At 40.0% G+C, this 23461-nt stretch carries 22 protein-coding genes; 4 read left to right on the forward strand and 18 right to left on the reverse strand.

Annotated features, from left to right (window positions below):
* Positions 1–9 precede the first annotated feature (9 nt).
* From J7E26_RS07110 to J7E26_RS07190, 17 genes are all read right to left on the reverse strand, one after another.
* Positions 10–3177 (reverse strand): type 2 lanthipeptide synthetase LanM family protein, encoded by a 3168-nt coding sequence (locus J7E26_RS07110; protein WP_214984867.1) that lies wholly within the window; start codon positions 3175–3177, stop codon positions 10–12.
* Between the two features lie 84 nt (positions 3178–3261).
* Positions 3262–3444, reverse strand: a complete 183-nt coding sequence (locus J7E26_RS07115; RefSeq protein ID WP_214801216.1) for a plantaricin C family lantibiotic — start codon at positions 3442–3444, stop codon at positions 3262–3264.
* A 224-nt stretch (positions 3445–3668) separates the two neighbouring features.
* On the reverse strand, positions 3669–4334 hold the full coding sequence (locus J7E26_RS07120) for a response regulator transcription factor (protein ID WP_214801213.1): 666 nt from the start codon (positions 4332–4334) through the stop codon (positions 3669–3671).
* A gap of 11 nt (positions 4335–4345) precedes the next feature.
* Positions 4346–5596, reverse strand: coding sequence for a sensor histidine kinase (locus J7E26_RS07125; protein ID WP_214801211.1), 1251 nt, complete (start codon positions 5594–5596; stop codon positions 4346–4348).
* 67 nt (positions 5597–5663) lie between these two features.
* Positions 5664–5855 (reverse strand): hypothetical protein, encoded by a 192-nt coding sequence (locus tag J7E26_RS07130; protein ID WP_061528140.1) that lies wholly within the window; start codon positions 5853–5855, stop codon positions 5664–5666.
* Between the two features lie 17 nt (positions 5856–5872).
* A complete protein-coding gene (locus J7E26_RS07135; RefSeq protein ID WP_214801208.1) occupies positions 5873–6604 on the reverse strand; it encodes an ABC transporter permease in 732 nt (243 codons plus the stop codon).
* The gene (locus tag J7E26_RS07140; protein ID WP_214801204.1) at positions 6585–7520 is read right to left on the reverse strand and encodes an ABC transporter ATP-binding protein; all 936 of its coding nucleotides are present in this window, start codon (positions 7518–7520) and stop codon (positions 6585–6587) included. The genes J7E26_RS07135 and J7E26_RS07140 overlap by 20 nt, the downstream gene beginning before the upstream one ends.
* 125 nt (positions 7521–7645) lie before the next feature.
* Entirely contained in the window at positions 7646–8998 is a 1353-nt protein-coding gene (locus tag J7E26_RS07145; protein WP_214801201.1) for a HAMP domain-containing sensor histidine kinase, read from the reverse strand.
* Positions 8995–9666, reverse strand: coding sequence for a response regulator transcription factor (locus J7E26_RS07150; protein ID WP_214801198.1), 672 nt, complete (start codon positions 9664–9666; stop codon positions 8995–8997). Before J7E26_RS07150 ends, J7E26_RS07145 begins: the two co-directional genes overlap by 4 nt.
* Before the next feature lie 248 nt (positions 9667–9914).
* A complete protein-coding gene (locus tag J7E26_RS07155; protein ID WP_214801195.1) occupies positions 9915–11408 on the reverse strand; it encodes a UxaA family hydrolase in 1494 nt (497 codons plus the stop codon).
* The gene (locus tag J7E26_RS07160; RefSeq protein ID WP_214801191.1) at positions 11374–12849 is read right to left on the reverse strand and encodes a tagaturonate reductase; all 1476 of its coding nucleotides are present in this window, start codon (positions 12847–12849) and stop codon (positions 11374–11376) included. The genes J7E26_RS07155 and J7E26_RS07160 overlap by 35 nt, the downstream gene beginning before the upstream one ends.
* A 74-nt stretch (positions 12850–12923) precedes the next feature.
* Complete coding sequence (locus tag J7E26_RS07165; RefSeq protein WP_214801188.1) at positions 12924–13925, reverse strand: LacI family DNA-binding transcriptional regulator; 1002 nt, start codon at positions 13923–13925, stop codon at positions 12924–12926.
* 68 nt (positions 13926–13993) lie between these two features.
* The gene (locus tag J7E26_RS07170) at positions 13994–15388 is read right to left on the reverse strand and encodes a glycoside-pentoside-hexuronide (GPH):cation symporter (protein ID WP_214801186.1); all 1395 of its coding nucleotides are present in this window, start codon (positions 15386–15388) and stop codon (positions 13994–13996) included.
* A 22-nt stretch (positions 15389–15410) separates the two neighbouring features.
* Positions 15411–16808: a glucuronate isomerase gene (gene uxaC, locus J7E26_RS07175; protein WP_214801183.1), complete on the reverse strand. Its 1398-nt coding sequence runs from the start codon at positions 16806–16808 to the stop codon at positions 15411–15413.
* 191 nt (positions 16809–16999) lie between these two features.
* Positions 17000–18178 (reverse strand): NAD(P)/FAD-dependent oxidoreductase, encoded by a 1179-nt coding sequence (locus J7E26_RS07180; RefSeq protein WP_214801179.1) that lies wholly within the window; start codon positions 18176–18178, stop codon positions 17000–17002.
* Positions 18179–18220: 42 nt separating this feature from the next.
* Entirely contained in the window at positions 18221–18637 is a 417-nt protein-coding gene (locus tag J7E26_RS07185) for a helical membrane plugin domain-containing protein (protein WP_061523191.1), read from the reverse strand.
* Between the two features lie 353 nt (positions 18638–18990).
* Complete coding sequence (locus J7E26_RS07190; protein WP_214801176.1) at positions 18991–19521, reverse strand: cupin domain-containing protein; 531 nt, start codon at positions 19519–19521, stop codon at positions 18991–18993.
* 132 nt (positions 19522–19653) lie between these two features.
* Here J7E26_RS07190 and J7E26_RS07195 point away from each other — a divergent pair, with 132 nt between their 5' ends.
* From J7E26_RS07195 to J7E26_RS07205, 3 genes are read left to right on the forward strand one after another with little or no spacing between them, the layout of a single operon-like run.
* On the forward strand, positions 19654–20637 hold the full coding sequence (locus tag J7E26_RS07195; protein WP_214801173.1) for a DMT family transporter: 984 nt from the start codon (positions 19654–19656) through the stop codon (positions 20635–20637).
* Between the two features lie 54 nt (positions 20638–20691).
* Positions 20692–21432 carry an ABC transporter ATP-binding protein gene (locus tag J7E26_RS07200; RefSeq protein WP_214801170.1) on the forward strand — a complete coding sequence of 247 codons (741 nt, stop codon included), beginning with the start codon at positions 20692–20694 and terminating at the stop codon, positions 21430–21432.
* 1 nt (position 21433) lies between these two features.
* Complete coding sequence (locus tag J7E26_RS07205) at positions 21434–22186, forward strand: ABC transporter permease (protein WP_214801167.1); 753 nt, start codon at positions 21434–21436, stop codon at positions 22184–22186.
* Between the two features lie 31 nt (positions 22187–22217).
* Here J7E26_RS07205 and J7E26_RS07210 read toward each other — a convergent pair whose 3' ends face one another.
* On the reverse strand, positions 22218–23033 hold the full coding sequence (locus tag J7E26_RS07210; protein WP_214801163.1) for a uroporphyrinogen-III synthase: 816 nt from the start codon (positions 23031–23033) through the stop codon (positions 22218–22220).
* 219 nt (positions 23034–23252) lie between these two features.
* Here J7E26_RS07210 and J7E26_RS07215 point away from each other — a divergent pair, with 219 nt between their 5' ends.
* Positions 23253–23438: a DUF8096 family protein gene (locus J7E26_RS07215; RefSeq protein WP_053573476.1), complete on the forward strand. Its 186-nt coding sequence runs from the start codon at positions 23253–23255 to the stop codon at positions 23436–23438.
* The last annotated feature ends 23 nt before the right edge of the window (positions 23439–23461 follow it).

A 23461-nucleotide genomic window follows, 5' to 3' on the forward strand; every position in this document is an offset into this window, starting at 1 on the left:
AAAAATCTCCTAATAAGTTTTTTTCATACAACCTATTTCAAGATTAAGAATATTCGGTAATCCGGTATCTGCTGCATAGAGCATCCCATACAAGATCCCTGCTAAACCCAGCATTAAGTTTGGTGTTTCCACATCTCTTCCCACTCCGCATTGATAGAAACCTATATTTTTGTCTTGTACACTCTCTGCGATTAAATTTTTTCCAATCGTTACAAATTGACTTTCACCAGTCTTTTTTCCATATTCGATCAATATTAACGCGTTCCCCATGTCTCCATGACATAGGCTTTGCTCTCGGCCAAAACCGTCATAAAAAATATTGGAAACGGCTTGGTTCATATCATTTTTGGCCTCTTCAGCAATGTCGGCGTGTTTTGAATCTTTCAATTCTAATCTGCTTAATAGAATTCCAGGGGAACCATGACACCAAGCAGATGCAGCTTCTTCATTAACCGGTTTTCTCAGGTCAATCCAGTTACCGTGTACTATTTTGGAATTTTCAAAAGCAAGTCCTTTTCGAATATACTTACTTATATCTTGATGTTCTGAATGTTTCTGGAGCAATTGAAGGGCGAATATCATTCCAGCATTTCCATGAGAAAAGCCCGTTAACGGCTTATTTGCAATACCTTCCCAAGTGATAAAATCCTGATCAAGAAAGATAGCTTGTTTCATTAAGAATGAACCGCATTGTTCAGCCAACGATAAAAAGAATGTATCATTCTCTATTTCAAACGAACGTATCAATACAGTAAGAGCCCCTGCTGCTCCACCGATTATATCCAATTCTTTATCATATGGAAGCAATTGCGGAATAAGCTGAGCTATTTGTTTTGCATCCTGTTTATATTTTTCGCGTTTAGTAAACATATAGAAATTCATTAATGCATATACAATCGAAGACACTCCGGAAAAAGCCCCTACAGACATATTGCTGCCTTCCTCCGGTTTTATCTCAATATGAATAAAACGAGAGACGACATCATTCATAATTTTTTCTGCCATGTCCAGATATTTTTGTTTTTTCGTGACGCGCCATAAAGCAAGATAGGTGAAGGCCATCCCGGAAAGTCCGTCATAAAAGGTATCACCCATAACAGACAAATTCCATTGAATTTCATCAACCCCAATAGGAGTAGCGTTTAGCCAAGAGTATGAACTTCCTTTATCTGTATGTGCTTTGTATGATTGATTATAAATATAAGCTGCCAATTCTTCTGCTTTTTCTATTAAGATACTCTCTTGGTCACTATTGAAAATATTTAAATATCTGCTGGGTTCTTTTGTTATAAATTCTTTCAAAACTATTTGTCGGTCATCCTCCGAAGCAAGCATTGACAGTTCGATAACATTAAGCTGAAACTCTAAATCGTCTTTTGTTAAATTTGAAATTCTTTCTTTTACACTTTGAGCCGGTGTTTCTGCAAAGTAATTCTCAATTTTTTTATTTTTTGAGCTCAGTAAATCTTTTTCATTGAGCTTTACTTTGAAATAAGGGATATCATTATTGATTAAATCATTGAACTCATATTTAACAAGGGATTGATATTCATCTTCTCGCTTGGGCCTCTCCCATATTTTAGATAAGAAAATTTCTCTATCAATAGAGTTATGTAAAAATCTTGGGTGGAAACTTAATTCTAATAAAGCAGAATATTTTATTGTCGGTTTCGAAATAAACCGAACATATATCTTGTTTTCATTCTTTTCTATTATGCGAATTAATTCCGAAGCATGTTTTAGTATTGTCATATATATTTTCGAAAAACCTTGTTTCAGTTCTTTGACATAATCTTTTGCGTATACAAATTCATTGTCAAGCATAGGGTGATTATTAGCTGAATCAATTTCGACATAGTCTCGTTTGACAGACATTTCTGCTGTCTTTAAATTTTTAAGCTGAGGAACTTTAATGATCGACTTTGCTTTCCCTTTCCGCCCTATACCGCTAATATCAGCTTTGCCAGCAAAGAAAAAAGGAAGCAGGCCTAATGCTCTGACAGATTCATGAAGCTGCGTCTCAGCTTTTTCATAAGCGTCCATCGCATTCGTTTTTTTCTGGTATGCGGGATGAAATAAGGACTCTAAATCAATGAGAACTGGATAACTTCCGTTGGCAATAAGATTTTCCGAATGAAAATCGACGGCTTTCAATGCATATAACAAACCGATTTGGGCTCCTGTGCGCCGATAAAAGCTTTGAATATCTTTTAAACAATTGCATGCTTTAAAAGATATAAATTCAGTCCATCCATATCCGTCTCTGCTAAGAACATTTGGAGTGCTCAATTTTATATCATGATCTCTATTTCTCTCATTCAGAAATTCAATTATCTTTTTATATAACAGATCAATTTCTAAGCTTCTCGGCTTATAAATAAGCTTGCCTTCGTTTAATATAATTTTAGTTACCTTTCTCCCATCAGAATGGGAATCACCCATTCCTAATTCAATGTCCCTTATTTTGACTTGTTCTGAAAAACCAAATGAAGAGAGTAGTTCAGGCCTGTCTTTTTCAAAACGGGAGATAAATTCCGCCAAGAATTTTTTAAATTTTCTCAATTCATTACCGATCACTCTCAATAAAACTGGATATTGTTGAAAAAAGCTTTTAAGGTACTCGGGATTGCCCAAAAGAGTTTTATTATAATAATCATATTTTTCTTTAGGGGTCTCCCCTGATAAAAGACCTTTTTCCCGATTCATATTCATATCCAATACAAGTGTTCTATAGGATACTTTTAAAATGGTTTTTTCTAATTGATTTGATATACTATTATGAAGAAATGCTGGTTGTTCTAGCAGATAATCATAAGAAGAAAATTTTGATTTTTGAAGAAGCTCATCGAAGTAAGAAGACACTTTTAAGGCAAAAATATGAAACATGATTTCTTCATTTACGTTCTCTTTCTTAAAAGTTTGGTGAGCAATCCCTGTTTTTAAGTTTTCGAAAACATGGACTGTAAAAGCGGATTTATGTAGTGGGGTTTGATATAAGTTTTTCACTTTATCAATTGACTGAATGGATAACACATTATGAATGCTTTCCTGGGCCATTTGAATATCATTCTTATATATCAATTCCAAGTTTCGATCAAGCAGATTTTCATTTCCATTATAGTGAGAGGCGGCAGCTTTTTTTTCTTTACTTAATAGAATATTAGTTATCGAATTCATTTGATATTCATCTCCTTTAAAAAAAGAGGGAGACAACTGGATCTCCCAGGGCATTGGAAATCTTTTGTTACTTTTGCGTTTGTTTTAACAGAAGCAGGTGTGAGTAGGACAAAGGCCGCATTCCCAAGTTAATGTACAAAGCTTACCATCATTACCTTGAGAAATCCCTCGTTGTTCAGCACCGCCCCCTCCGCTGAATTCACTTAAAGAAATTTCCTCAAGTTCCTCTCTTAAATCCCCGGCAAAACAATACATTTTCTCATTCATTAGTATTCCCCCTTAATGTTTTTTGAAATATATTGGATTTAAATCCATATATTTCTATAATCCTATGATAAACATCTTTTCCCAGTAAGGCACCGAAAAGTCATATTCGGAAAAGCGCTTTTTTTTTGCGCCTTTCCGAAGTGATATTATTTATTGTGAGGCATCATTTATTTATCCGGTACAAAGAAAAATCGGGATTAACTATTCTGTTAATCCCGATTCATTTACTCATATATAGTTTTCAAAGAGATTAAAGAATATCGATTTGCTTTAATCAGTGCCTCTGTTCTAGATTTCACACCAAGCTTGTTGTACACACCCGTAAGAATGTATTCAACTGCTCTCTGACTGATTAACAGCTTAGCCGATAATTCCCGATTTGTCATTCCTTCGGCAACTCCTGCTAAGATATCTTGTTCTCTTTCATTTAATGTAATATCTCTTATTCTATCTTCAAGCTTATCAATATTGAACATATTTGCTTCTGTCCTTCTTAATTGCTTAAAAAGATGAGTAGGAATAATGGTATCTCCTTCAATGACACATTCAATTACTTTTATCATTTGCTCTTCCGTTGATGACTTACTTATGAAACCGGAAATACCGACTTCCACTAAAAGGTTGAAGTGTGCAGGGATATCAAATCCAGTATAAATTATAATTTTTTGATCGGGACTTTCTCTAAGAATCATTTTTGACAATTCCATTCCATTTAATTCCGGCATATATAGATCAAGTAAAATTAAGTCATACTCGTAATGCTTAAGATGATTAAGTACTTCTTTACTGTGAGACAATATTGTTACTTCCATTCTATCGCTTTTTTCTAGAATGGCTTTTGTCCCTTGAGCAACACCAATATGATCATCAATTAATAGAATCTTTATCATAGCAGCGCTCCCTATTCATTTTTCGTACTTATTTCAAACCTTACCAGCAATCCTTCATTTTCAACTGATGCTATATTATGAATACCATTCATACAGTTTATACGTTCTTTGATCCCTGTTAACCCGAAGCTGTTTGTTTTTGTATTCACTGTATTCCAATTAATGCCGATTCCGTTATCCTCGTAAACAAACATAAGACTTGTTTCTTTTTGAATCATTGTCAAAACAATATAATTGGCTTTTGAGTGTTTTACAGCATTGATAAGCAGTTCTTGAACAATCCGGTAAATGTTTATTGTTATATCTTCTGTAAAAATAGAATCGTCTTTTACATCTAAAAGGAATTCAATATCAAGCTGATGGTTACTTTTATATTTATCAATTAAAACTTGAATGCTGCTAAGAAGTCCCATCTCCATTAAAAAAGGGGGTCTTAAATCAAAGCATTTTTCTCTTATATATTGGATATTATCCAACAAAATTTCTCTTATGTAATAAATATCCTTATATTCCCCAACATGATACTCTAATTCTCTGCATATAAATATTAGCTCTTGAATGATAGAGTCATGAATATCCTGTGCAAGTTTGGTTCTCTCTATCTCTGAAATTGAAAATAAAACCTTAGAAAGTACAGCCGACTTACATTTATATTGATCGCTTATGATGATTTCATCAATTTTTTGCCGGATTAATAATTTGTTCTGAAGTGCAGATGCTGTGCAAAATGCCAGCATTCTCAGCCAATCTGCTTCATTTTCACGGATCTTTATAGGATAACCTCTATCTGATAAAAGAATATAAACAAATGTATCATACTTCTCCCCAATAAAGAGAATTGATCCACTAACGGTTTCACTGATTTCTCCTATCTTAAGATTTGTAATGTTTTTGTTAGGGATCTGAATATGTTCTTCTTTAAATTCTAATGTTTTTTTATCATAGTGTATAAGAGAAATCTGCTCTCCTGAGAAGACACTCTGTATTTCATTGGTCAGCTCTTTTATTAATTGATCTGCATCTGATTCCTCTTGACAAGATTCTGAAAAACGGATCAAGCTGCGGAGGTATGTCTTATTCTTGTCACCACAAAGAGAGCATAAAAAACTACTGCCAAATATACTTAGAACAAAAAATAGACTATACTGTTTAAACTGTAATTGGCCGCCTGTTATAAGTAAAAGCATAAATAACAATAATAAGGAGAAAACAAAGGCCCTTGCATACTGCTCTGCATTAAGCTTCACCCAATAATCTTTCATTCGTCTCCAAACCCCTTACTAAAGAAAATAAGGGAACTCTCCCTTTGAATTCCCCTAAAACGGAATGTTACTTTACACTTATTAAAATATAAACAGCGAACGCAACAATGTATACCAGAAATGATCCCGTCATAAATTTTACGGGTTTTCTTGAGAAGTTTAATACTCCTCTTAATCCGTCATTCAAAATCATTCCGAAAAATGTAACCAGCGTAACTCCTAAAGCCAGCATTGAAATCACAAAAATAATTTGCTCCATCTAAAATCATCCTCCATTTACATTCTGTATTTTTTTGAATATACATATAAGCCTGATAAGGAAACCAAAACATACAGCCCCATTATCAGTAATCCCCAGATTAAAAAAATTGAATTTGAATATCCCATATCACTTTCTAAAATTTGAATACTGAAACGATAAATAAAAGAAAAAGGAAAGACAATTGAGATATCACTTGCTAACAGCATTGTCATTACTAGAAATGAAGCTACACCTGTTATCATCACAACCACTATATTTTTACTTATGAATGCAATTAAAGCGGCAATCGGAATGGTAAGCAGACTCATAGTAGTAGAAGTAAAGGATGTCGCTATTAACCTTAATAAGTCGCTTGCCGTGAGGTCTTCTCCAAAAAAGAAAAACAAGGTTGTTAAGTGAATAAAGTGATTAATTGCCGAAATGAAAAACAAAAACAGAAAAGCTGCAGCTAGCTTTGATAATATCAATTTGAATTTATGATAAGGATAAGACATCCAGTTCAACATTGTCTTGTTTTTAAATTCTAAATAAAAATAAAAACCTGAAAATATAAAAATAACAGTCGGAAAAAGGACGGAATACTGATTAAAAACAAACATATAAAATTTGTACCAATCTGTTTTTTCATTCATAGTCAGAAGACCGATTCCATTTATGAGAAATGGCAAAAAACTTAGAAAGAAAATAACATAAATTGATTTTAGCCTTTTCAGTTTCATAAATTCGTTACGCACTAACAGACTCATGACCTTCCTCCTTTGCCAGCAGTTTTAAATAAAGATCTTCCAAAGATAGCTTAAATCCGTCAATAGATTCCTTGTTAACTCCATAAGAATTTAAATTCTCTTTCATTTCCGACGGATGCATTATTGAAATAAATTCAAATTGCTGTTTATTTCTTGAAATAATATGATCGGCAAATTCCTCAATATCCGCCCAATCAATACCTGCTTCCGCTGGTATTTTGTATAAATAAAGATGTTGTTTATTTTTCATAAAGGCTGACTCAAAAATAATTTGTCCCTTATTCATAATAAGCAATTCATCAGCCATGAGATTAATCTCACTTAAGAGATGACTTGAGATAACGACTGTGGTTCCATTTTTCATTACTTCTTGTATCAGCATTTCCCTCACTTCTTTAATACCATAAGGATCTAAACCGTTCGTCGGTTCATCCAGCAAAAGCAATGCGGGAGCGTGCGCAATTGCTCTGGCGATTCCCAGCCTCTGTTTCATTCCTAATGAAGTTTGTGAAAACAGCTTATCTTTGTGTTCATAAAGTCCAACCGCTCCTAAAACCTCATTTATTTCTTCTTCCGAAGCTGATCTTTTTAAATAGTTAAGATGCAGCTTGATATTCTCAAAAAGAGTCAAATTTTCATAAAAACCGGGAAATTCGATAATGCTTCCGATAGACTGAATCACATCATGATTTGGATTGCGATATAGGTTGTTCCCCTCAAAAATCACTTCTCCTGAAGTTGGAGGAAAAATCCCTAAAAGAACTTTAAGCAATGTCGTTTTCCCTGCACCGTTCGGACCTAACAAACCGTATATTTTCCCTTTTTCCAGTGTTAAATTTATATCATGTAAAATTTCTTTCTTTTTTATAGAAACATTGATACCTTTGGATATTAAAGCTGGATCAGCCTTCTTCACTTATCATCATCCTTTCCATCTTGTTCTGTTTATAATATAAACTTACAAGGTTAAAAAGAAGATATAATCAAGGTTAATTTAAGTTTAAATTTCTCAACATAAAAATACGTGAAACCGCTATGGCTTCACGTTTCTTCACTGCTGTTTTGGTAAATAATAAAAACCGTTCCGTTTTGATTACTTTTTATTTTATGTTCCAGTTTCATTTGTTTGAGCATCATATTAATGATAGATAATCCAATTCCGGCGCCTTTTCTTTCAGATTTATAATCCATTCCCGGGCCCATATCCTCAATTATGATAACGGGTTTGTTTTCAATAAATTTTGTCTGTACTGAAACGTATTTTCCTGAATTAGCATGGCGCAAAACATTTTGAAAAATGTTATCAAGAATTCTTTTTAGCCAAGTCTCGTCTATTTCCCATACGATGTTTTCCTTTAGATTAATATCTATTGTAAAGTGCTCTTTCTCAAAAATCGGATACCAAGCTGTTAACGAAGAACGTATAATCTTTAATATGTCACAACTCTTTTTATGAAGCGGCAATTTACCTGCAGCAAGAAGAGAAAATGATGACAAATTGTCAATCAGTTCGCCCATAAAAGTTATTTTATCATTTATGATGCCTAGTGAATGCTTTCCATTTTCACTGCTTATTTCATTCTTTAATGAAAATGTATGCCCTCTTATAACCGTAAGAGGTGTCCTTAAATCATGGGATAAATCAGCAATCAAGTTTTTTCGTATTTCAGCTTCTTCCCGCTCTTTTTGTCTGCTGTTCTTCAATTCCTCAACCATTTGATTGAATGAATATTCCACTTGACCCAGTTCATCGTACTGTTTAACTGTTACAAATTCTGGTATTCCGTCATTATCTTGTTTTTTCATATGATTCCCCAGAGAAATTAACCTTTTTTGTATTTTCGCAAAAAACATCCATGAATTAATCACAAAAAGTGAACAGACAAAAATCAAGGCGATAAACCATATATAGGAATACTTGGCTCTCATAACTTCCCATTGAGATCCTATAATTGAGCGGGGAGTTTCTAAAAATGCATACCCGCTGTCTTCACTCCCATTTAAATAAGCACTCAGTAATAAATATTTCTTTTGGTTTTGTTCCATTAATTTGATCAATTCGCTTACGTGAATAATCTCACCTTTTTTGGCGAACCGATCTGAGGTTGAAAAAATCACCTTTCCCTTATCATTTATCCAAATGATATCAGAGTGTTTATATTGCTTCATATGCGGGAATGCGGCTGTAATTTCTCGATTAGACTTTCCTGAAAAATCATCTATATCGGACTTCCAATCACTTTCCAATTTATTTGGTTCATAATGTACTTGACCCTGGTGATCAATAATGTATGTTAATGTGACATAATATAGAAAATTAACGCCTAAAAAGGCTATCGGAAAAAATAAAATTGAGGCAATGATATTAAGAAGGTACTTTGTCGATAATCTCATTGTTTAATCCTATATCCTATCCCTCTGATTGTTTCAAGAATCTCTGGCTCATTTGGGTTTATCTCGATTTTTTGCCGTAAATGCCGGATATGTACCATTAACGTCTTATCCCCTTCGATATAAGTCTGTTCCCAAATATTTTCGTAAATTTGTTCCTTTGTTAATATTTGATTGGGATGTCTAAGCAAAAGCAAAAAAATCCTTAACTGCTTGTCAGTTAAAAATATTTCCTCATTGCTTTGATTATTTAAAATCCTTTTTTCTTTCAAGTAAATACTTAAGTGTTTTAGCTTCAACTCATGAATAGCAGTCTTATCAAACCTTCTTAACAATACTTCAATTCGTGCGACCAGTTCATCGGGATGAAATGGCTTTGTCACATAATCATCCGCAAACCCTAAGCCTTTCAGTTTATCTTCTAAACCTGTTCTGGCTGTTAAAAGCAAAATAGGGATCTGCGGATGAGTTTTTTTCATCCTTTGACCTATTGTAAATCCGTCTAAACCAGGCATCATAATATCAAGTACAATCAGGTCTGCCTTTTCTATATATTTTTCATAATGATAGGAAGAAGTGAGCCACTTAATCATATAACCCCGTTCTTCTAAGTCATCCTTTACAAATTGTCCAATTTCTTGGTCATCTTCAATATATAAAATGTTATTCATTAGGCCCTCCTCTGAAATGACATGATCAAAAAATCAATCTCCATAATAATTATATGTATTATAAAAATCTCCTTTATTTAAGGCACCATTACATAATTATAACTTAATTTGGTATTCACTAAAAAATTTCTTCTGCTTGTTTAGTGGCTATCATTCAGTTTTCGTGCACTCCATTCCACAATTCATTTTAAGATTCAAAGTAATAGGTCAATACGAAAAGGCGACCCTTCCACGGATCGCCTTTTCCCTTATAATGTCACACCTGACTTGAAAATCGCGAGCTCTCGAAAATCGTTTTTTTCGTTATTGACAAACTCACCGCTTGCGACTTGTATGATGTATTGAATAAAATCTCTTACCATATCACCCTCTGCTGTTTGTTCTTCTGTTAATCGGCCTGCATTATAGTCAATCCAATGAGGTTTTGATTGATAAAGGCTTGTATTCGTTGACACCTTTACAGTCGGAACAAATGTGCCGAAAGGTGTGCCTCTTCCGGTTGTAAACAGTACGATGTGGCAGCCTGCTGCGGCGAGTGCTGAGGAAGCGATTAAATCATTGCCGGGCGCACTAAGCAGTGTCAGTCCCTTTGTTTTCAGTGTTTCGCCGTATGCCAGTACATCAGAAACCGGTGAAATTCCGGCTTTTTGTGTGCAGCCAAGCGACTTGTCTTCAAGCGTTGAAATACCGCCTTCCTTGTTCCCGGGTGACGGATTTTCATAAATCGGCTGCTCGTGCTTTATAAAATATTGCTTGAAATCATTGATCAAGCGGACCGTTTTATGAAACACTTCTTCGTTGGCCGCCCGCTGCATGAGAATCGTTTCAGCGCCGAACATCTCAGGCACCTCAGTCAAGACGGTGCTTCCTCCCTGTGCAATCAAGTAATCTGAAAACCTCCCTAATAAAGGGTTTGCAGTAATGCCGGAAAAACCGTCAGATCCGCCGCATTTTAAACCGATGCTCAATTCTGACAGCGGGATATCTTCCCGTTTATCCCCTTTCGCTGCTTGATGAATCTCCTTTAAGAGCGCAGCACCTGTCTCGATTTCATCTGTGACAGATTGTGATTCGAGAAATTTTACCCGATCCCCGTTTATATCGCGGAGCGCTTCTTTTATCGCTGACAGCTCATTATTTTCACAGCCGAGCCCCAATACAAGGACACCGCCGGCATTGGGATGACGAATGGCGTTTATTAGGATTTGTTTCGTATTCTCATGATCATCGCCAAGCTGTGAGCATCCGTATTGATGCTTTAATACTAAAACATTATCAAATGGCGCAATGTCTCCCGCTTCCTTTACGAAGCGCTGAATGATTTTCTCGGCGACGCCGTTTACACAGCCGACTGTGGGGACAATCCACAGTTCATTCCGCACGCCGGCCGTGCCGTTTTCTCTACTGTAGCCTTTAAATGTCCGGTTTTCATTTGTAAAGGGATTGTCTTCGAAAACCGGTGTGTAGGCGTATGTCTGCACATCTGATAAATTTGTTTTTACATTATGGACATGAATATGCTCGCCGATGGAAATGCGTCTTGTCGCGTGTCCGATCGGAAAGCCGTATTTGATAATGCCGCTGTTTTCTTCTATTGTTTCGAGAGCAATTTTATGCCCCCGTTTCATATCGTCTTTCGCTTCAATGACCAGGCCGTCCATATGAAGCATTTCCCCTTTTTTAATATCACGCAAAGCGAGAAGCACATTATCGTTTGGATGAATTTTCATGATCTCTTTCATTTGACACTCCCCTTTTCATACAGCACTCTTTTAGCGCATATTCCATTCTCCCCTCATGAATGGTTCTGAGGAAAAAAGCAGTACGTTCGGTCAGTTCCGGAAGATCATTCAGATTCATTCCCCATAGGCGCTCTTCACCTAAAATTGCAGCAGAAGCCTGAACCATATCCTCTTTTTTTGCGGACCAAACCGCTTGAAAAAAAGCCAGGACATCCGCATCGTCCTCCAGCTCATACCGGCCGTTCCAATATGAATAAATGAGAGCGCTTAACGCAAACACCAGCCGCTCCGGAAGACGGCCCTTCTGTTTGACATAGGCCTGAAGCGTCGGAAGATTTCTCGTTTTGAATTTGGACACGGCATTGAGCGATATACTTTGTAAATAATGTTTCATATATGGATTTTTAAATCGGTTTAAAACATCCTCCGCATATGGTGTAAGTTCCTTCATATTTAACACAGGGAGAATTTCTTCACTTATCAGCTCTTCGATAAATCGGCCGGTCACATTATTTTCTGCAGCTTCCCGAACGGTCTGTAATCCGTATAAAGAGGCAACCGGCGCCATTGCCGTGTGGACGCCGTTTAAAATTCTGACCTTTTTCGTCCGATACGGAGTGAGATCACCGGTGATAATCACGTTCAGCCCGGCGTCGGCAAAAGGGAGTTCATTTTGAATATACTCAGGCCCCTCTATCACCCATAAGTAATATTGCTCGCCCACCACAAGCAAGCGGTCTTCATATCCGAGAGAAGCTGTGAGCTCCTCCGAGGCGCCGACAGGAAAACCGGGAACAATCCGGTCTACTAAGGTATTACAAAAGAGGTTTGCATAATGAATCCAATGTGTAAAACCTTCCTCCAGCTTCCACAGCTCAGCATATTGAAGAACGGTTTCTTTCAGTTTCCGGCCGTTTTCTTCAATCAGCTCACACGGCAGCACTATACAGCCTTTTTCAGCATCGCCTGCAAAAGCCTTGTAACGAAAATAAAGAAAAGCCGTTAATTTCCCAGGGAATGTTTTTTGCGGCGTATCCTCCAAACGATCCCCTTCATCAAATGTAATGCCGGCTTCTGTCGTATTTGAAATAATAAAACGCAGCTCCTCCGCCTTTGCCAGCCGTTTAAATGATGCATAATCAGAAAAAAGATCAATGCCCCGGCTGATGGATTTTACAATCGTATGTTCATTTACGGGTTTTCCATCCTTCATTCCCTGCAAAAAAAGCGTAAACAAACCGTCCTGCTCGTTTAATATTTTCATTTTTCCAGATCCCCTCGGCTGAACGGCGACAACGCTGCCCTTAAAATCCGTCAATTGATTCAATTGATCAATCTGCCAATCCGCAAACGCCCGCAAAAAGTTGCCTTCACCGAATTGAAGAACTTTTTCCGGATATTGAATGAATTCCTTACACAGTGTCTTATTTAAACGCTGCAAGCTGTTCGCCTCCTTCACATTTATGCACACGTTAACATTTTTCAGTGTGGAAAACCGAGGTGTATGCATACGGGTCATCGCTCAAGCTTTTTAACAGAATCCCTTATCATAACCTCGGTATTTTCATAGATTTTTTCCGCCGCCATGCACGGATCAGCGATCAGCGCTAAAATCTTCTCGGCGCCGAGTTTGCTGATGTTTTCAACGGGCCGCTTCACTGTTGAAAGCCTTGGCGTCATGTATTGGGAAATGCCGATGTCATCAAATCCGATGATCGATATGTCTTTGGGAACCTGCATCCCTTTGGCAAAAATCGCATTCATTGCCCCTATGGCCATGTCATCATTTGAACAAAAGACAGCCGAAGGAGAGGATTGAAGAGACATGAGCTTTTCCATCGCCTGATAACCGCTTTCCATATCATAACGCCCTTTTACACTGTATTCCTGCTTGATCGGAACATGATGCCGGATCAGCGATGACAAGTAGCCTTCTTTTCGCTGCTGGGACGATTTAAATCCTTCCTTTCCTTCAATAATGGCGATGTCTCTGTGGCCATTTTCGATCAGGCAGTCAACGGCCTGCATGGAGCCTTCTTTATCGTTTGATAAAATATTGATGATGCTCCTGTCATCAATATCTCTGTTCAGCACAACAAGCGGGATGTTTTTTTCGCGGATATGATAAATAAAAGAATTATCAGTATCGCTTTGGCTCATTAAAATGATGCCGTCGTATCTCATAGGGTTGATAGTGTCATAGCTTTTAAGATCATCAATGCCGCGCACGAACAAATTGTATTCCTCGCTGATGACGCGGTTTACCCCTTTTATGGTGTCGGAAAAGAAGCTGTGTGAAGTTCCGTTTGTGATGCTTGTAAAAAACAGTCCGATCGTATGAGATTTTTGCATGGCAAGGCTTTTCGCATTGACATTGGGTGTATAATTCAGCTGTGCAGCGAGCTTTAGTATTTTCTGTTTTGTATGCTCTTTAATGTAAGGGCTGCCGTTCAGCGCCCGGGAAACGGTGGTGTGGGATACATTGGCTAGTTTTGCGATATCTTTTATGGTTACCATCGGTTTTCCTTTCTCCATCGTCATCTGACATTTATTTCTATTGTACCATTAATGGAGGGCCCATAAAATCACAAATGATGAGGTTTGGCGCTGTTTAACTCCTGAACGAGTTCTGCGTGCTGTTTGTCTGTCAGTTTATACATGAAACCGATGATCAGCATGGCGCACAGTAAAGCGGCAGCGGGATATAAAAGCAGCAGACCTTTTATTCCTATTAAGGTGCCGGCTGTTTGGGAGACATTTGGGACGTAGCCGATTAAGCTCAGCCCAACACCTGAAAGAAAACCGGACAAAGATTGGGCCAGTTTTCTTGAGAAATTAAACAGCGAATAGGTGGTGGCCTCTTTCCGCTCGCCCGTTTTCCATTCGCCGTAATCAATAATATCCGACACAAGCGCCCACGTGATGCCATTCGGAATGCTGATGCCGATAAAAGCAATGCTCGCTAAAATCGTAAAAACGTATACATTTGCCGGCAGACAGAAATTCACTGCATCAGCGGCGGCACTGACGGCAAAACCGATTATTACCGTTTGCTTTTTTCCAAACCGTTTGACAAGCTTCGGCAGAAACAGAACGCCCAAAAAAGAAGATCCGATAATTATAAAACTCAAGTAGGACATAAGCTCTGCGTTGTGAAGATTGTACTGCGCGAAATACACAAGCATTGCTGATTTAATGTTATAAGCCGATATCGAAAAAATCGTCATAAAAACGACTGTCAATAAAGGTTTATTGCCGATAAAGCTTTTTAGAACCGCCCCCGCAGACAGCTTTTCCTTCGGGGCGTCGCGGACGATGATTCTTTCTTTACAATTCCGATAACAGATCATAAATCCTGCGATCCCGATGACGGCCATCATTCCCATGACAGCGGGGTATCCGATGTGAACGTTATCAAATTGAACGAGGATCGGTATAACGATGACACTCGTAATCAATAGCGCCCCAAGCGATCCGATCTGCCGAAATGCGGAAAGCGCGGTTCTGTCCTCCGCATCCTGTGTAATGGCGGCGCCAAGTGATCCGTACGGGATGTTGACGAAAGAATAGGCGACACCCCAAAGCATGTAGGATGCATAAGCATAGACGAGTTTCCACGTTACTGACACATCCGGTGACACAAAAATCAATACGGTCAGGATCGCAAGAACAATACTTCCGAATAACAAATACGGCCTGAACTTCCCCCTCGGACCGATATTTTTTCTGTAATCAATAGCCGATCCGACAATCGGATCAGTTACAGCCGCGAACAGCTTGCTGACTAAAAATATACTGCCGGCGAAGGCTGCCGGGATGCCTGCAACATCAGTGAAAAATTTCAGCAGATATATTTGTCCAAGGTCAAACATAAATCCGTTTCCGAAATCACCGAAACCGTAGGACACTTTTTCCTTCAAGCTCAGCTTATGTCCTTTCACTTCTGCGGGTGATGCTGTAACGACAGGCACATTATTCATAAGTCACCTCTCCGGTTAAATTTTAAAAACCGAAATATTCCTGTGCGTTCCGGCAGCAAATTCCCTCGACAATCCCCCCTAAAAGCTCCATATCGTATGGCGCTTCCCCATTCTCTGCCCAGGTGCCGATCAGGTTACAGACAACTCGTCTGAAGTATTCGTGGCGTGTATAGGACAAGAAACTTCTTGAGTCAGTAAGCATGCCGATAAAGCGGCTGAAAAGCCCTGTATTTGATAATGCTTTCATCTGTTGAAGCATTCCGTCCTTCGTATCATTAAACCACCAGGCTGTGCCGAATTGAATTTTCCCCGGCGTTTTTCCATCCTGAAAGCTGTTCATCATGCTGGCAATAATATAGTTATCGTTAGGATTCAGTGAATATAAAATGGTTTTTGGCAATTGCTGTTTCATTTCTGCGGAGTTTAGAAGCTGTGCCAGAGGTTTTGCGATATGTTCATCATTTATCGAGTCATAGCCTGTGTCAGGACCGAGGGTATTGAACATTCTCGTATTTGTGTTTCTTAATGCGTTGATATGATACTGCATCGCCCAATCCAGTTCAGCGTACAGACCGCAAAGAAATTGCAGCGTCCATGTTTTAAATTTCATTTCGTCTTCAAAAGACACATGCCCTCCGCTTAATCCGGCAGCAAAAATACCAGCCGCTTCGTCTTCGGTTGTTTCGGCATATACCATTTGATCTAAGGCGTGATCAGACACCCTGCCACCGGCAGCATGGAAAAAACGCACACGTGATTCCAACGCTTCTAAAAACGTTTTATAGGAAGTGATGGAGATTCCCGCAGCTTTCTCAAGCGCCTTAACCCACTCGGCAAAACCCGGCCGGTTGATCTCGAGTCCCTTATCCGGGCGGAACCCCGGTAAAACTTTTACAGGGAAATCGCTATCTTTTAACAGCATATGATATTCCAGCGAATCAACGGGATCATCTGTTGTGCAAATGACTTTTACATTCGATTTTAAAATGAGGTCCCGTGCGCCAAAACCTTCTCCTTGCAGCAAGACATTTGTTTTTTTCCAAATAGAGTCGGCTGTTTTTTCATTCAGCACGTCATAAATGCCGAAGAAACGCTGCAGCTCTAAATGAGTCCAGCTGTACAGCGGGTTTCCTATTGCCATCGGCACTGTTTTTGCCCAAGCCGCAAACTTCTCTTCATCTGCAGCGTTTCCGGTAATGAAGCGCTCCTCAACACCATTTGCTCTCATGAGGCGCCACTTATAATGATCACCGTAAAGCCATGCCTCCGTAATCGTGGCGAATGTTCTATTTTCATAGATTTCCTTGGGGCTTAAGTGACAGTGATAATCAATAATCGGCATTCCTTCCGCATATTCTTTGTACAGTTTGACAGCGGTTTCATTATCCAGTAAGAAATCGGTTCCCATAAATGCTTTCATTTTCTCATCCTTTCTAATATTGTTAACGTTAACAAAATGATTCCTTTTCATTTTATCTTTCTCTTTTTCATATATCAATCACTTTTGTTTGATTTTTCAAAATAGTCTGCCGCCTCTTTTTCAGAAAAAAAGACATTGCCGTCAGGCTCTGAATTCAGAGCGCCGGGCAATGTCTTTAAACAACTAAAGGATTAGTAAGCGAGACTGAATAACCCTTTAATATGTGTTAAGTAACGTACGTTACTAGCTTCTTTCATTAAAGATGCAGGAAGGCCTTTCAGCGGAGTAGAGTTCGCTCCAATAATGGCAACAGCGTCTTTACGGCCGAGGCTTGCAAGCGTACCAGAGTTTACAGGCTTGAATGTTTCAAGCGTTTTTCCTTCTAAGTAAGCGAATAGGTTGTACCCGATCAGCTCACCCATTTGCCAAGCGATTTGCGCTGTCGGCGGGTACGGACGGCCGTCCGGTGCGAAGTATACCGCGCTGTCTCCGGCAACGAATACATCTTCGTGAGAAGTAGATTGTAAGAAATCGTTAACTGTCGCGCGTCCGCGGTTCACTTCAAGACCTGATTCGCCGACTAATGGATTTCCTTGTACGCCGCCTGTCCAGACAAACGTGTTAGCAACGACTTTTGATCCGTCTTTCAGATCAATTACGTTTCCTTCAACATTTGTAACAGGAAGACCTGTTAAGAACTCAACGCCGCGTTTTTCAAGGCTTGCTGTCGCGCGTTCGATAAGATCATCCGGAAGAACAGGAAGGATTTTCGGACCTGCTTCAACCAATTTCAGTTTGATTTCTTTTGGATCTACGCCGTATTTTTTCGCCAGGTTCGGCATGATGTCAGCAAGCTCACCGACAAGCTCGACGCCTGTTAAACCGCCGCCGCCGATAAGAATTGTTGCATCAGCTTCGTTTTTCGTTTTAGAGTACTCACGCACACGGTCTTCCACGTGATTGTAGACTTTATTGGCATCAGCCGCAGATTTCAGCACCATGCTGTTTTCTTCGAGGCCAGGAATGCCGAAATAAGCCGTAACTGAACCAAGACCGACAACAAGGGCGTCATATGTTAATTTAGAACCGTCACTAAGCGCAACTTCTTTCTTATCAACTGAGAAAGAGCTGACTTCCGCGATTTTAAGATCAACGTCCTTACCTTTTAAAAGTTTTTCAAGCGGCATAGCAATCGCTTGTTCAGATACGTTTCCGGCTGCAAGACGGTGCAATTCCGTAATGATTTGGTGAGTCGGGTATTTGTTCACAACGGTTACGCGGGCTTCATCTTTACTGTAATGTTTGCGAACGGTTAGAGCAGAAAGAATTCCGCCATAACCAGCGCCTAAAATGACAATATGTTTTGACATCGTATATCCTCCGTCCTTTATATCAATTTGTGCGGTAGTTGATTATTTTTGTTTTTCAGACATGATTTGCAGGTAGCTTTGAGCAAAACGGAAAAGCTTTTGCGCCTGCGGGTCTTTCAGCATTTTCAGCAGGCCGAAAATTCCGATCACTTCATTGCTTGCATCCGCGCGGTCTTTTGCTTCGATCGCAGTAGCAGCCACTTCTTTCGCTGTTTCTTTCACAGGCTCAAGAATTTCTGTAAGCGCACCCACTGTATCGCTCTTCAATACTTCGTCTGTCGCTACAGACTGTGCAAAATCGTAAGACTTCGTTAAAATATTAACTAACTCAGTCAGTTTTGGAAGCTGGTCTACTAAAGCAGTCAGTGATTCTTGAACTTCCGGTTTTAACAGCTGATCAATGAGATCGCGTTGGCCTTGGCTGACAGATTCATTTGTTTGATCGATTGTTTCTGGCATATCCGATTCTCCTTTACTATAAGCAGTATGCTGATTTTTTTTGGAAAGGGTAGCCTTCCCCATTTCACGCAGAAAGCATGAAAAAACAGGATTGTGAATTCATGCACAATCATTTACAAAAATAAATGTTTACTACCCAGTTTTTCACTTTGCCATATTCAGTATTATTTTTATATCAACAAAAACAATTGAATAAGTCAAAATTCCTTTTTCCTCTCTGAAAATAGCAAACATAAAAAACCCCAATTTGATTTACTTCTATATGATAACACTTTTTGAACAAAATTTGAACGTGAATTGTTTCGTTTATGAAATTATTTATATGGAGGCAGAGTTATAACGTTTCTTTGACACTATTTTTTTACAGGCATTCCGCTTCTCTCCTGTCCTTTGTCCCAAATCTCTAAAAGCGGCGCTTTATGTCCCGTAAAAGGGTCATGCTTCGGAAGCGGGACGCAGCTGATTTCTGTTACTGCACTTTTACTTTTTTCTGTTTTTATATCATACTTCCGGCCGCCGGGATAAGCGCCCATAACCTTAAAATCAGAACTTCCGGTCATTTTTTTATGGCCGATTCCGGCGGGTATGACCGCAGCATCTCCCGTTTGAACGCTGATATCGGTTCCGTTTTCGCCTCCGAATCTCAAAACAGCGCTGCCTTTTATCGTAATAAGAACTTCATGAGTTGTACTGTGAAAATGATGATAAGGAAATACCCCTCCCGTCCAGCTGTTTGACCAGTCATGTTGACGGAGGATTTTCTCCGCTTTCTTTACCGTATCACCTTTGAAGATCCCTTTATAAATCACAAGCGGGAGCCCGGGGTTGTTCGGGATGCGTCCGTCATCTTCAAAATAAAATGTTTGGATGTCCTCTTTCTGCATGGTATCACCTCCGTACTATTTTGTATTCCACAATTCTTCATCGGTTAAAACGCTATTTTCTGATATTCCATTGCGAAGCATTCCGGTGAATAGTATAGTATAAAAAATAATGTGTCAAAATGAGGGATTTTAATGAAAGCAATTGTACTCGGAATATTGTCATCTCTGTTTTTTGCAGTTACTTTTATTTTAAACAGGGCAATGGAGCTGTCAGGCGGGAGCTGGATGTGGAGCTCTTCCCTGCGCTTCATTTTTATGGTTCCGTTTTTATTTATGATTGTTGCGGCAAAAGGAAAATGGAGGCCGCTTTGGCTTGAAATGCGGAGCAAGCCGTTTTTTTGGCTGAAGTGGAGCTTTATCGGTTTCGTGCTTTTTTACGCACCGATTACCTTTGCGGCAGCTTACGGGCCCGGCTGGCTCATCGCCGGCACGTGGCAGATTACGATTGTCGCCGGAGTGCTGTTATCTCCTTTTTTCTATGAGAAAAAAGATTCACCCGCCGGCCCAATTTTTGTTAGGCAAAAGATTCCTCTTATCTCACTTGTTACTTCCGTCATTATCTTGATCGGAGCCGGGCTGATTCAGCTTCAGCATGCGGGCTCACTATCGGGCCGCACGCTTTTATTCAGTGTTGCGCCAGTCGTGATCGCCGCTTTTGCCTATCCCCTCGGCAACCGCAAAATGCTTGAACAATACGGAGGAAAACTCGATACGTTTCAGCGCGTGCTCGGCATGACGCTTGCAAGCCTTCCTTTCTGGCTGTTAATCGCAGCTTTCGGATGGCATTCAGACGGTCTTCCGGCTCCCGGCCAGACGTTTCAGTCCTTTATCGTCGCTGTCAGCTCAGGAATTATCGCGACCGTTTTATTTTTCCGGGCCACTGACCTGGTAAGAAACGAGCCGCAAAAACTTGCCGCTGTCGAGGCGACGCAGTCGGGCGAGGTTCTTTTCGCTCTGATTGGCGAAATCGTCTTTTTATCCGCGGCTTTCCCGTCACTTCTTTCTTTTGCCGGGTTATTCATTATTATTGCCGGAATGGTTATGCATACTTTCGCTTCCCATCAGCCAAGCCCGAAACCTGCGGAGAAACCGTCAGCCAATCTCACAGAATCATAATTTTTTTAAAAGAGCCGTTTCATTACGGCTCTCCTATGAAAGGTGTAATACTCTATGAATGAAGAACACATTCCCGCAATTTCTTTTCTGTCAGTCAATAAAAGCTACGAACAAAACGATACCCGCTATGACGTACTGCTCGATGTAACCGGTCATATTCGGCATGGCTCGATAACGGCAATCATAGGGCCGTCGGGTTCAGGGAAAAGCACGCTGCTGTCGCTGTGCAGCCTTATGAATTCACCGGATAAAGGCGAAGTGCTTGTATTCGGAAAAGAGGTAAGGAATTGGGATATCAAAGAGCTCAGAAAAACGTCCGGGCTTGCTTTCCAGTCTGCTCCTGTCATAGAGGGTACGGTGCGGGACAACCTCCTGCTCGCGGAAAAGCTCCATCAGACACAGGCTTATACACCGGAAGAGCTTGCCGATTTTACAGATCTTCCTTACGAGCTGCTGGATCGAAACGCAAAAGAATTGTCAGGCGGACAGCGGCAAAAGCTTTCATTAGCCAGAACGCTTGCGAATCCGCCGTCCATTTTGCTGCTGGATGAAATCACGTCCGCTTTAGACCCTGCATCGGTTCTCGTGATTGAGAAACTTATTACAAGCTGGCATCAGCAAAAAAAACTGACTGTCTTATGGATTACCCATAACCTCGAACAAGCCGAACGGATATCCGATACGATATGGTTTATGGCGGAAGGGCGGCTTTTAGAAACCGCAGACACCGAAACATTTTTTAAAGATCCGAAACACGAAGCGGCCAGAGCGCTTTTACAAGGGAGCGGCCGATAATATGGATTATCTTTCTCTTTTATTTACCAGTGTTTTTGTCATCATCGCTTTATTTTTATCTAAATCTTTTAAAGCCGGCGTAGAAAAGGATATGATCATCGCGACTGTAAGGGCGGTAATACAGCTTTTAATTATCGGTTATATCCTATCGCTGATTTTTCACGGCGATCACCCGGTGTTTATCATTTTAATGGTGCTTCTCATGCTTACTGCCGCCTCGCAAAATGTCGTAAAACGAAAAAAAATGCAGATCGGCTCATTTTGGCGAGTTTTCCTGACGCTGGCTATCGTAGAAATTGTAACACAGGGAATTTTATTGGCCCTTCACATCATTCCTTTCACCTCACGATATGTCATCCCGATAAGCGGAATGGTGATCGGAAATTCTATGGTGCTGTCGAGCTTGTTTTTAAACCGCCTCGGATCAGAGGCTGAAATGCGGAAAGAAGAGATTCAATTGATTCTTTCTCTTGGCGGAACACCTAAGCAGGCAATCCGGCACATTTTAACGTCGAGTATGAAGCTCAGTATGATTCCGACGCTTGAAAGCCAGAAAACATTAGGCCTCGTCCAGCTTCCCGGCATGATGACGGGACAGATTTTAGCCGGCGCAGATCCTATACAGGCGGTGCGCTTTCAATTGCTGATCGTTTTTACGACCATGGCCTCCGCCCTGCTGACATGTGTCATATTAAGCACCTTGACTTACCCTTCTCTTTTCACAGCTCACTGGCAGTTAAAAAAAATTCAATAGGAAAAGAGTAGGCTCTTTCCCTATTGAATCATCAAGAGTTCAGAGATTCATAGTAACGGGACAGCTCGATAATCATCGCCCCCATCCGCTCAATTTCCGGAGCAAGGAGCCTCATTATCCCTTCATCGCGAATGGCTTCAGCTGTCACTTTTCCGACAGCCGCAGCCAGAACGCGTTCTTCGAATACTTGTTTTATTTCATTTGCCATCCCTTTCTCTCTTGCATAATCAAAAAGGGAGCGCACTTGAATGGCTGTCGTAAAACACACCGCGTCAATTTCATGGTCCATCAGCTCCCGGCACAGCTTATCAACGGTTTCCCTTTCAGGCGGAATGTGCTGATAAGGCAGGATAGGGAAAACCTGCGCTCCCTTTCCCTCAAGAAAGTCTGTTAACACAGGCGCTTTCTCACCATGGAGCTGTATCATTACCTTTTGCCCTTGGAAATCAAACCGCTCCAGAGAACGGATCAGCCCTCTTGTTGTTCCGTCTTCATCTGAAGCTGACGGTGTCATGCCGAGTTTTTTTAAAGCTGCAAAGGTTTTATAGCCTCTGCAGCCTATTTTTGCTTGTTGGATGGCCAGCAGAAACTCTTCTTTCAGACCGATTTTTTCTGAAACTGATCGTAAGGTTTCCATTCCGATTCCGGTTGTAAATATGGCCCAATCTGCTTTTTCTTTAACAAATCTCCGCACATCTGGTTCAATTTGTTCTTCGGCCAGGTACACGGTCCCTTGGAGGGAGCGGATAACTGCGGTGCCGCCTTGTTTTTCAATTAATGTGCTGATTTCTTCTGTTTTCCGCGAACCGCCGATTGCAATCCGCTTACCGTTCAATCCTTTTCCCATCGCTGTACTCCTCTTCCCTTCAGATGCCGGACAGCCGCTCGGTTTTTCGAAAACTGACTGTCCGATTCTCTCTCAATTTTGCTCATCCATTTCTATTGATGATATCATTTATTTTCACGCAATCGTGAGGGAAAATCAAGACAGCCCCCGTTGAATCCCGCATGCGGTTGCTGTATGATTAACCGCAGAACGATTAGATTGGCGGAGGGGTTTTCAATAATGGAAACGAAAAAAGAGTTTGAAACAAAAGGGTATGATACATCAGTGATTTATGAGTTTAACGAATATCCTGACGCGCATAGCGGACGCTGTGATAATTGTGACTATACACTGTTTAAAAGCTCGGTAAAAGGCGGAAAGTTTTTGCGAGAATGCCGGAGATGCGGGATGAAGAAAAACATTTAACAAAACAGGCAGCGGAATCTGTC

The sequence above is a fragment of the Bacillus sp. ISL-51 genome (assembly GCF_018613535.1).
GTDB lineage: Bacteria > Bacillota > Bacilli > Bacillales > Bacillaceae > Bacillus.